This is a genomic window from Nonomuraea sp. NPDC049129, from assembly GCF_040648495.1.
Classification (GTDB): domain Bacteria; phylum Actinomycetota; class Actinomycetes; order Streptosporangiales; family Streptosporangiaceae; genus Nonomuraea.
This window is the reverse complement of sequence record NZ_JBEZDU010000051.1, coordinates 25,395-35,151: the sequence shown is the minus strand read 5'-3', so window position 1 is coordinate 35,151 and position 9,757 is coordinate 25,395. Positions and strand designations below refer to the sequence as shown.

Genomic DNA, 9,757 nt, shown 5'->3' with positions numbered 1-9,757 from the left:
GCCCCCCCAAAAACCCGCCGGTCTTGTCGTGTGCCGATTTTTTTTTTTTGGGTGCTTGCCCCCGGGGGGGGGGGGCGCCCCCGGGCCCCCCCACCCCTCGGGCATCCGGCAGATGTGCCCGCAGACCTCACTGGCAACAGGATGATCGCCGTCGCGCGGCCCTCCGGTACTGGGGGTCGGGCGCCCCTGGTTCCGGGGGTGAGTCGCGCGTCCCTGGGGTACGAGGGTAGGCCGCGCGTTTCTGCGGTACTTGGGGGTCACGCGCCGTAGGGCCTGGGGTGAGTCGCGCGTCCCTGGGGTACGGGGGTAGGCCGCGCGTTTCTGCGGTACTTGGGGGTCACGCGCCGTAGGGCCTGGGGTGAGTCGCGCGTCCCTGGGGTACGGGGGTAGGCCGCGCGCCTCTGAGGTACTTGGGCATCACGTGCGCCTCAGGCTACGGAGGCGAGTCGCGCTCCTGGGGTACGGGGGGTAAGCTGCGCGCCTCTGCAGTAGCGGGGGTGCGTGCCTCTGCGGTACGTGGTGGGTCGGCTCACTGTCTCCTACTGAGATCCCAGTCGTCAGGGCTGATCCGGCCGCATTCACCGTGCGATGGCTCGGCAGCGATCCGGCCACGCGTACGAAGCCGCGCTCGGGTCACGTTCAGGAGGTACGTTCGCCCTCACCACACGCGTCGGCCCCACGACCAGCTCCTCCCTGACCGCCCACGCTGCCCCGGCCTGCCGCGTTGAGATCCACGCGCCCCGGTCTGGCGTGCTGAGATCTACGCGGTTCTGGCCCGGTGCGATGAGACCCGCCTCGCCCTCGCCTGGTGCGCTGGCACCGATGCGCTGAGAGGTGCTAAATCCCGAAGCCCTAGCATGGAACTCGAAGATCGGAACTCCGGGAGAGGCACTGTGGCGACCGAAACCGACCTGCGGCACCTGCGGCGATGTGTGGAGTTGGCGACGGAGGCGCTGGAGGTGGGAGACGAGCCGTTCGGGTCCGTGCTCGTGTCCGCTGACGGGATCGTCCTCGTCGAGGATCACAACCGCGTGGCCGCCGGTGACAATACCCGGCATCCGGAGTTCGAGCTCGCTCGGTGGGCAGCAGCGCATATGACGGTTGAGGAAAGGGCGGCCGCGACCGTCTACACCTCTGGGGAGCACTGCCCGATGTGTGCGGCCGCGCACGGGTGGGTCGGGCTGGGGCGCATTGTGTACGCGAGTTCGTCGGAGCAGCTTGCCGGGTGGCTCGCCGAGTTGGGCGTTCCCGCGCCGCCGGTGCGGACACTGCCGATCCAGCAGGTCGTTCCGGGTGCCGTGGTGGAGGGACCGGTGCCCGAGCTTGCAGCCCAGGTACGGGAGCTGCACCGACGTCGTCACAGCGCCTCTGGCTGAGGTCGGCCCGATATGGACCCCTGGGAGCTGCACCGACGTCGTCACAGCGCCTCTGGCTGAGGTCGGCCCGGTACGGAACCCCGGGAACTGCACCGCCGCCGTCACGGCTCCGCCGGCTGAGGCTCGGCCGGTACGGACGACCGTCACGGCGGTCCCTGGATGTCCGGGATACGGGCTCGGCAAGTCTGTCCCGTCAAATTGCTGGTCCCGTCAAGCGTGCGGGTCCCTGCCAACAGTCAGACTGCCGATACACGTGCAGGCCCAGTCACACATGCAGTCCGCCTCGCACGTGCAGGCCCAGTCGCACATGCAGTCCGCCTCGCACGTGCAGGTCCCGTCCAGTGGACGTCCCGTCACTCGCGCAGGCCCGTGAAGCGTGCGGGCCGCGTCCAGCGGACGTCCCATCGCGCGTGCGGGTCCGGTCAAAGGTGCGGTTCCCACCGTCGAACATGCAGGGTCCTGCCACGATCCACTCATCCCGTCAGACGTGCAGTTCCCCCGACAGCACCGTGACCGCTCGCCCGGCCAGGTGTACGCGGTCCCCGTCCAACCGCACGTGCACCAGCCCGCCCCTGGCCGACAGTTGCGCGCCCACCATGGTGTCCCGTCCCAGCCGCTGCCCCCAATAAGGGGCCAGCGCGCAGTGTGCCGAGCCCGTCACCGGGTCCTCTGGGACGCCCACGTTCGGGGCGAAGAAGCGGGAGACGAAGTCGGTCGACGAGCCCCGCGCCGTGACGATCACGCCACGGGCCTCGATGGTGGCCAGTGCCGCGATGTCGGGTGCGAGTGAACGTATCTTCGCCTCCGATTCCAGCTCCACCACCAGGTCGAGATTGCTCCTCCCGACCTGCACCGGTGCAGCTCCGAGTGCATTTTCCAACCCGTCGGGAACGGCCGTCGGCGACACTTCCTTCGCCGGGAAATCCATCGTGATCATGCCGTTGGCCATGCGATTCACGGTGAGTGTTCCGCTCGCCGTACTGAATTCGAGCTGACCGCCGGCCGCACCTGTGGAATAGAGCACATGTGCGGTGGCCAGCGTGGCGTGGCCGCAGAGGGAGACCTCGACCGCGGGGGTGAACCAGCGTAGCGAATCGCCGAGCAGGAAGGCGGTCTCCGACAGGTTCATCTCCGTGGCGACGGCCTGCATCCATGACTCGGGAGAGGGCGAGTCCAGCAGGCACACCGCGGCCGGATTGCCCCGGAAAGAAGTGTCGGTGAAGGCATCTACAGTGAACACGCGCATGTATCGAGGCTATCGGGGGAGAGATATCCAGGTGATACCTGGCCGCTAGCCGTACAAAATGGAATTAGTTGTGGGCGTGTCGCACGGCGAACTTCTCGTCGTCGGTTAACGTCCAATGGTGGGACGTGCCGATTGAGGTGAGTTCCTGAGGAAAGGACAAGCCGATGGGGGCAGTGCGCAAGGTGGTGAGCTACCTTGGCCTGGGCGGGATCGACCACTACGACGACGGCTACGACGACGAGCAGTACGAAGAGGAGTACATGCCGGCGACGGAGCGGGCGGCGAGGCGCTGGCGTTCGACCGCCGACTCGTCACGAATCGTGATGGTTCAGCCGCTCAAGTACAACGACGCGCCGATGATCGGGCAGCACTTCCGTGATGGCCAGACGGTGATCATGGACGTGACGGGCATGCCGATGCCGGAGGCGACCAGGATGGTCGACTTCGCGGCCGGCCTTGCCTATGGCTGTGAGGGTCGGATCGAGCGCATCGCCGACCGCGTGTTCCTGCTCGCGCCGGCCCACGTGGAGATCGAGAACTCCTAGGCCGCGCGCGGGCCGCGACGGATCAGCCGGGTGAGCTCGGCCGAGTCGTCCGCGGCCTGTTCCGCTCGCGTGACCGCCTCACGCGCGTATCCATGCAGCGCCCACACCGCGCCGTCGGCCAGCTCCTTGAGCTCGGCGATCTGCGCGGCCACGTAGCGGGCGTCCGATTCAACGGCCTTGCGGCGCCGCCAGAGTTGCCAGCCCGCCAGGCCCAGCAGTGCCACCCCCGGTGCGGCGAGCACGGGCACCCCCAGCCCGTCGGCCAGCAGCGCTCCGAGGAGCAGACCGACCCCCGCCACGATCAGCGCGACGGCCGCCCATGGCGGCCGTCGCCGCAGCGTGCCCTGGTCCACGATCTCGCGTTCGGCCGCCGCGAGCGAGGCATCGTCTGGCCCCTCGGGGTGCAGCTCGATGTCGTGGCCGAGCAATGAGACGGTCACCGTGTCGGGCGGCGCGAGCCGGCTGTCGGATTCGAGCTCCTCCGCTACGCCGCGCAGGATCGGGCCCGCCACGTGCAGGGCGAGCGCCGCCAGATGCGGATCGGCGCCGGGGCGCAGGTCGTCGAGGAGGTGCGAGCTCAGCGCGGCCATCGGTCCTGCGGGGCCGCCGAGTCCGATGAGTGAGCGGAGTACGGCCAGCGGCTCGTCCTCCTCCCACGCGGCGGCGGGGCTGCCGGAGCTGTTGGTGAGCGGGGTGGAGGAGTCGTGCTCGGCCTGCTTCGCCGAGGTGATCTCCGCGCATCGGGCACGCAGCCGGGCGAGCCGCGCGGCTGCCTGGACGGGCGTGGCGAGTTCGGGGATCTCCGCCATCTCCGGGAAGTCGAGCAGCGAAGGGGGCACCACCACCGACGGCTCGCCGGGGAGGAGCGCCTGCGTCCACTGCGCGGCGTCCGCGTGCTCGGGTACGGCCACCGCGTCGAGCTTGCGGAGCACGAAGATCTTCCCGGCGGGGCCGTACGCGCCCCTGGCCGCGGCCAGCCAGAGCGCCCGCTGACCGTGGGTGACCGGCTGGTCGAGCGACAGGTCGCCGAAGGCGGTGCCGAGCCAGGAGGCGTGGATGCGGCTGCCGTGACCCGCGACGGCCAAGGCGAGCGCCAGGAAGAGCGCGGTCTGCTGCTGGTCGCGCCCGGCCGCCTTGCTCAGCGGCGCCAGCGGGTCGTCACCGGCGAGGATCGCCACCAGCGCTTCGACGGCGGGTGGCAGCCAGTAGCCAGGTTTGTCGGGAAAGTCGGGCGGGGCCGGGGGCGCGGCGCCGTTGGCGGCCAGGTGAGACAGCAGCGCCTCGGCATATCGGTGCAGCTCGGTTGCTGCTTGGGGGTCGGCAGTCAGGTCCGTGCTCAAGGCAGAGAACTCCCCCATAGTGGCCTCAGTTCATGACCGCGTAAAGCCTAGCCGGGGGGCGCGCCGTCCAGGTGGAGGCGCGCCCGCACGTGCTACATGCGCTCGGGCACCGGGACGCCGAGCAGATCGAGCCCTGTCTCCAGGACTCGCAGGGTCAGCGCGCAGAGAGCGAGCCGGTGCGCCTTCGTCTCGGCGTCGACCCCGTCCTTGGCCACCGGGCACTCCTCGTAGAAGGTGCTGAAGAGGCTGGCGGTCTCGAACAGGAAGGCGCAGAGCCGGTGCGGCTCCGACAGGGCCGCGACCTGCTCCACCAGTGCGCCGAAGCCCAGCAGGTGGAGGGCCAGGGCGCGCTCGGCGGGCTCGCCGAGCACGATGTCGCCGGTCGCGTCGGCCGGGGCCACGCCCGCCTTGCGGAAGATGGAGCGGATCCGGGCCGTCGCGTACTGCATGTAGGGGCCGGTGTTGCCGTTGAACCCGAGCATGCGGTCGTAGTCGAAGACGTATTCGCTGTCGTGACTGACCGACAGGTCGGCGTACTTCACCGCACCCATGCCCACAGCGTGCGCGATCTCGGCCCGCGCGGTCTCGTCGTAGCCGCGGTCGGCGATGGCCGCCGCGGCCCGGTCGACCGCCTCCTGCAGCAGGTCCATCAGCTTGATCGACTCGCCGGACCTGGTCTTGAACCGGCGCCCGTCCTTGCCCAACATCATGCCGATCTGGACGTGCTCGGCCGAGACCGTCTCGGGCAGCCAGCCGGCCAGCTTGGCCGCCGCGAACACCATGCGGAAGTGCAGCGCCTGGTCGGCGCCCACCACGTAGAGCATGCGGTCGGACTTGAGGTCGTCGACCCGGTAGCGGATCGCCGCCATGTCGGTGGAAGCGTAGCCGTAGCCGCCGTCGCTCTTCCTGACGATCAGTGGCAGCGGCTTGTCGTCGGAGCCGGTGAAGCCGGGCGGGAAGACGCAGAGCGCGCCCTCGCTCAGCACGGCGACCCCGGCGGCCTCCAGGTCGTCGCAGGTCTTCTCGAGCATCGGGTTGTACATGCTCTCGCCGGCGATGTCGGCGTCGGTGAGTGTGACGCCGAGCATGCCGTAGACCTTGTTGAAGTAGCGGATCGTGGCGTCCATGAAGACGTGCCAGAGCCGCAGGGTCTCCGGGTCGCCCGACTGGAGCATGGTCACCCGCTTGCGCGAGCGGACCTTGAACTCCTCGCCGCCGTCGAACTGGCTCCTGGCCGCCTGGTAATACTCGGTGCCCATGCCGGCTTCGAGCTGCGCGACGGCGGCCTCCTCGCCGATGTCGAGCAGATGCTCGATGAGCATGCCGAACGGCGTGCCCCAGTCGCCGAGGTGGTTCTGCCTGATGACGGTGTTGCCGAGGTGCTCGTGCATGCGGGCCAGCGCGTCGCCCACGATCGTGGTGCGCAGGTGACCGACGTGCATCTCCTTGGCCGCATTGGGCGCGGAGTAGTCGACCACCACGGTCTGCGGCGGCGTGGCGAAGCCGACGCCCGCGCGCGGGTCGTCGAGCATCGCGGTCGCCTCGGACTCGATCCACGAGTCGTCGAGCGCGATGTTGAGAAAGCCGGGACCGCTGACCTCGACCGTGCCGGGGAAGTCGGACAGCTCCGCGGCGATGGCCTCGGCGACCTCCCGCGGAGCGCGTCGCAGTCGCTTGGCCAGGCTCATCGCGACGTTCGCCTGGAAGTCGGCGAACTGGGAGGGCCGGATCAGCGGATCTGCGTCGGCGTACTCGGAGCCGAACGCGTGCGCCAGCGCCTGCTGGACGCGCTCGGTGAGCACTGTCTGCGGGTCGGTCATGGTCTAAGGGTACCGGCGACCTTGACCGCCACGCTGATGCCCGCGGCAGCCACCACGGAGATGCCGACGGCGGTCAGATCGTTGCTCAGATCGCCGGGTTCGAGGGCGAAGAAATGGCGGATGAAGGGGATCGCGAGGGCCAGCGCGAACAGCCCGGCCATGGCGCCGATCATGGCGACCCGCCCCAGGGTGAGCGGCTTGGTGATCAGGATGAGCACCCACCAGGTGGTGAGGAAGAGCGCGATCGTCGCCGACGTACGATCCTCGATCAGGGTGGAGGTGCCGCTGTGCGCGGCCCAGAACGCCAGGAACACCGCGCCCGCGCAGAGCAGCCCGGCGGGTACGGCGAAGCGCAGCACCCGGGGCACGAACCCGGGCTTGGCGCGTTCGAGTGTCGGCGCGAGCGCCAGGACGAACGCCGGGATGCCGATGGTCAGCGCGTTCACCAGCGTGGAATGGCGCGGCGCGAACGGGAACATCAGCCCGAGCACCCCGGTGAGCAGCGAGAGGGCGATGGCGTAGAACGTCTTGGTGAGGAACAGGTTCGAGACCCGCTCGATGTTGGCCAGCACCCGTCGGCCCTCGCCCACGACGTGCGGCAGCGAGGAGAACTTGTCGTCCAGCAGCACCACCTGGGCGACGGCCTTGGTGGCCGGACTACCCGCGCCCATCGCGATGCCCAGGTCGGCGTCCTTCAGCGCGAGCACGTCGTTGACGCCGTCGCCGGTCATCGCCACGGTGTGGCCGCGCGACTGGAGCGCGCCGACGAAGGCGCGCTTCTGCTGAGGGGTGACGCGGCCGAACACGGTGTGGGTGTCCAGCAGCTCGGCCAGCTTGGCCGGGTCGTCCGCCGGCAGGGTACGCGCGTCGATCGCGCGATGGCCGTCCGGAATCTCCAGGCCGGTGGCGATCGCGGCCACGGCGTCAGGATTGTCGCCGGAGATCACCTTGACGGTGACGCCCTGCTTGGCGAAGTACCGCAGGGTCTCGTGCGCATCGGGCCTGATGCGCTGCTTGAGCGTAACGAGCGCGACGGCCTCCGCCGTTCCGTCGGCGGCCTTCTCGGTTCCGGCGGCCGGCGCCACGCTTGCGGAAGCCAAGCTGTCCGCACGGCACAGCGCCAGCACGCGGGCGCCGGTCGAGGCCAGCTCGGCGGCCCGCTCGTAGCCGTCGGCGGTGGCGTCGAGCAGGACGTCGGGGGCGCCGAGCAGCCACACCCCGTGGGGGCCGAAGTCGGCGCCGCTCCACTTGCGCGCCGAGGAGAACGGCACGACGTCGACGGCCGTCCACCCGTCGGCCGCCGCGGGGTAGCGGGACTGGATGGCCTTGGCCGTGGCATTGGGCCGGTGGTCCACGTTGGCCAGGGCGGCGAGCGCGTCATGGATCGGCCGGCCCTCGCTCAGGGGGAGTACCTCGCCGAGGTCCATGCCGCCCGCGGTGAGCGTGCCGGTCTTGTCGAGGCAGAGCACGTCGACCCGGGCCAGGCCCTCGATCGCGGGCAGCTCCTGGACCAGGCAGCTGCGGCGGCCGAGCCGTACGACGCCGACCGCGAAGGCGATCGAGGTCATCAGCACCAGGCCCTCGGGGATCATGGTGACGATGCCGGCGACCGCGCCGGTGATGGCGGTGCCGAAGTCGGCCGAATTGCGCAGCTGGCTGTAGATCAGCAGCGTGCCGATCGGGATGACGAGCCAGGTGATGTACTTGATGAAGTTCGCGACGCCTTCACGCAGTTCCGAGCGCGCGAGGTGAAACCGGCTCGCCTCCTCCGCTAACCGTACGGCGTAGGCGTCGGTGCCGACCTTGGTCGCGACGAACGCGCCCGAGCCCGCGACGGCGAAGCTGCCCGACAGCACCTGGTCGCCCGGCAGCTTGTGCACCGGGTCGGCCTCGCCGGTCAGGAGCGATTCGTCGATCTCCAGCCCGTCGGACTCGACGACCTCGCCGTCCACCAGCAGGCGGTCGCCGGGCCCGAGCAGGATCAGGTCGCCGAGCACCACCTGGCGAGGCGGGATCTCCTGCTCGCGGCCGTCGCGGCGGACCGTGACCGGCGCCTCGTTGATCACCGCGAGCCTGTCGAGCGTGCGCTTGGCCCGGAGCTCCTGCACGATGCCGATCAGCGCGTTGGCCACGATGACCAGCCCGAACAGCCCGTCCTGCCACGCGCCGAAGATCAGGACCAGCGCCCAGAGCACGCCGATGACCAGGTTGAACAGGGTGAAGACATTCGCCCTGATGATCGCGCCGAGCGACCTGCTCGACCGGCGCGGCACATGGTTGGTCTTCGCCCCCGAGACCTGTGCTGAAGTTAAGCCGTCCACACAACCCCCAGATTTGTGGATCCGCCACAGACTATGGGGTTCTCAGGCGATGCGGGCGGTGTGCGGCCGCGATTCTGTCGCCGATGCGCGCCACGACGCCCTGCGCCGACAGGTCGGCGGCGAGCCGGCAGGCGGCGCTGATGCCGGCCGCTCTGGACGAGCCGTGGGCGATCACCACGGTCCCGTTCAGTCCGAGGAGTACGGCACCGCCATGGGCCTCGGCGTCCAGGCGGCTGCGCAGCTCGCGCAGGCGTGACCGCTGCAGGAACGCCCCCAGCCTGGCCGTCCTGCTGTCGTCGATGGTCCGCCGGAGCTCGCCGAACGCGTAGCGGACCGCGCCTTCCATGGTCTTCAGCGCGACGTTGCCGGTGAAGCCGTCGGTGGTGATCACGTCGGCGATGCCGGTCAGCAGGTCGTGGCCCTCGATGTTGCCGATGAAATGGAGGCCCGGGGAGCCTTGCAGCAGCTCGTGGGCCCGCTTGACGATCTTGTTACCCTTCTCGGCCTCACTGCCGATCGTGAGCAGGCCGACCTTGGGCGTGGAGACCTCGTACGCCAGCTCGGCGTAGACGGACCCCAGATGCCCGAACTGCACAAGCATCTCCGGCTTGACCTCGGCGTTCGCGCCCGCGTCGAGGAGCAGCGTGGGTTTCGGCAGCGTGGGCAGCGCGACGGCGATGGCCGGCCGGAGCACGCCCTGCTGGGCCTTGAGCCTGAGCCGGCCCGTGGTCACGATCCCGGCGGTCGAGCCCGCGGACACCACCGCCGACGCGTCGCCCCGCCGTACGAGATGGCAGGCGATCGCGATGCTGGAGCGGGGTCGGCGCAGGCTGGCCAGCGCGCCCTCGTCCATCGCCAGGGCCTCCTCGGCCCGCACGATGGGGATCTCCTTGGTCGCGTCGTGGTCGGCGAGCGCCTCGTACAGCACCTTGGGCGAGCCGACGAGCACCACCGCCAGCCCGCGCTCGCGCACGGCGTGCACGGCCCCCGCCACTATCTCGTGCGGCGCGTGGTCGCCGCCCATGGCGTCGAGCGCGATCGGCCTGGTGTCGGACAAAAGGTCACCTCGTACGGCTCGCGGAGCGTTCCTGTGGTGCGGCCGGAACGCG

General features: G+C 70.0%; 7 protein-coding genes. 2 read left to right on the top strand and 5 right to left on the bottom strand.

The window, feature by feature from the left end:
- Window positions 1-893 precede the first annotated feature (893 nt).
- Complete coding sequence (locus tag AB0B64_RS59535; RefSeq protein WP_357961683.1) at window positions 894-1,376, top strand: nucleoside deaminase; 483 nt, start codon at window positions 894-896, stop codon at window positions 1,374-1,376.
- A gap of 481 nt (window positions 1,377-1,857) precedes the next feature.
- On the opposite strand, the gene AB0B64_RS59530 is transcribed toward AB0B64_RS59535, so the two are convergent.
- The gene (locus AB0B64_RS59530; RefSeq protein WP_357961685.1) at window positions 1,858-2,622 is read right to left on the bottom strand and encodes a PhzF family phenazine biosynthesis protein; all 765 of its coding nucleotides are present in this window, start codon (window positions 2,620-2,622) and stop codon (window positions 1,858-1,860) included.
- 164 nt (window positions 2,623-2,786) lie between these two features.
- On the opposite strand from AB0B64_RS59530, the gene AB0B64_RS59525 reads away from it, so the two are divergent.
- Window positions 2,787-3,167 (top strand): cell division protein SepF, encoded by a 381-nt coding sequence (locus AB0B64_RS59525; RefSeq protein WP_357961688.1) that lies wholly within the window; start codon window positions 2,787-2,789, stop codon window positions 3,165-3,167.
- Here the strand turns inward: AB0B64_RS59525 and AB0B64_RS59520 are convergent.
- The 4 genes from AB0B64_RS59520 to plsX all read right to left on the bottom strand — a co-directional run bounded on the left by AB0B64_RS59520 (window position 3,164) and on the right by plsX (window position 9,705).
- On the bottom strand, window positions 3,164-4,507 hold the full coding sequence (locus AB0B64_RS59520) for a hypothetical protein (RefSeq protein WP_357961691.1): 1,344 nt from the start codon (window positions 4,505-4,507) through the stop codon (window positions 3,164-3,166). The genes AB0B64_RS59525 and AB0B64_RS59520 overlap by 4 nt on opposite strands.
- 92 nt (window positions 4,508-4,599) lie before the next feature.
- Window positions 4,600-6,327: an arginine--tRNA ligase gene (gene argS / locus AB0B64_RS59515; protein ID WP_357961694.1), complete on the bottom strand. Its 1,728-nt coding sequence runs from the start codon at window positions 6,325-6,327 to the stop codon at window positions 4,600-4,602.
- Window positions 6,324-8,648 (bottom strand): HAD-IC family P-type ATPase, encoded by a 2,325-nt coding sequence (locus tag AB0B64_RS59510; RefSeq protein WP_358205971.1) that lies wholly within the window; start codon window positions 8,646-8,648, stop codon window positions 6,324-6,326. Before AB0B64_RS59510 ends, argS begins: the two co-directional genes overlap by 4 nt.
- Window positions 8,649-8,679: 31 nt before the next feature.
- Window positions 8,680-9,705, bottom strand: coding sequence for a phosphate acyltransferase PlsX (gene plsX, locus AB0B64_RS59505; RefSeq protein WP_357961700.1), 1,026 nt, complete (start codon window positions 9,703-9,705; stop codon window positions 8,680-8,682).
- Window positions 9,706-9,757: the final 52 nt, after the last annotated feature.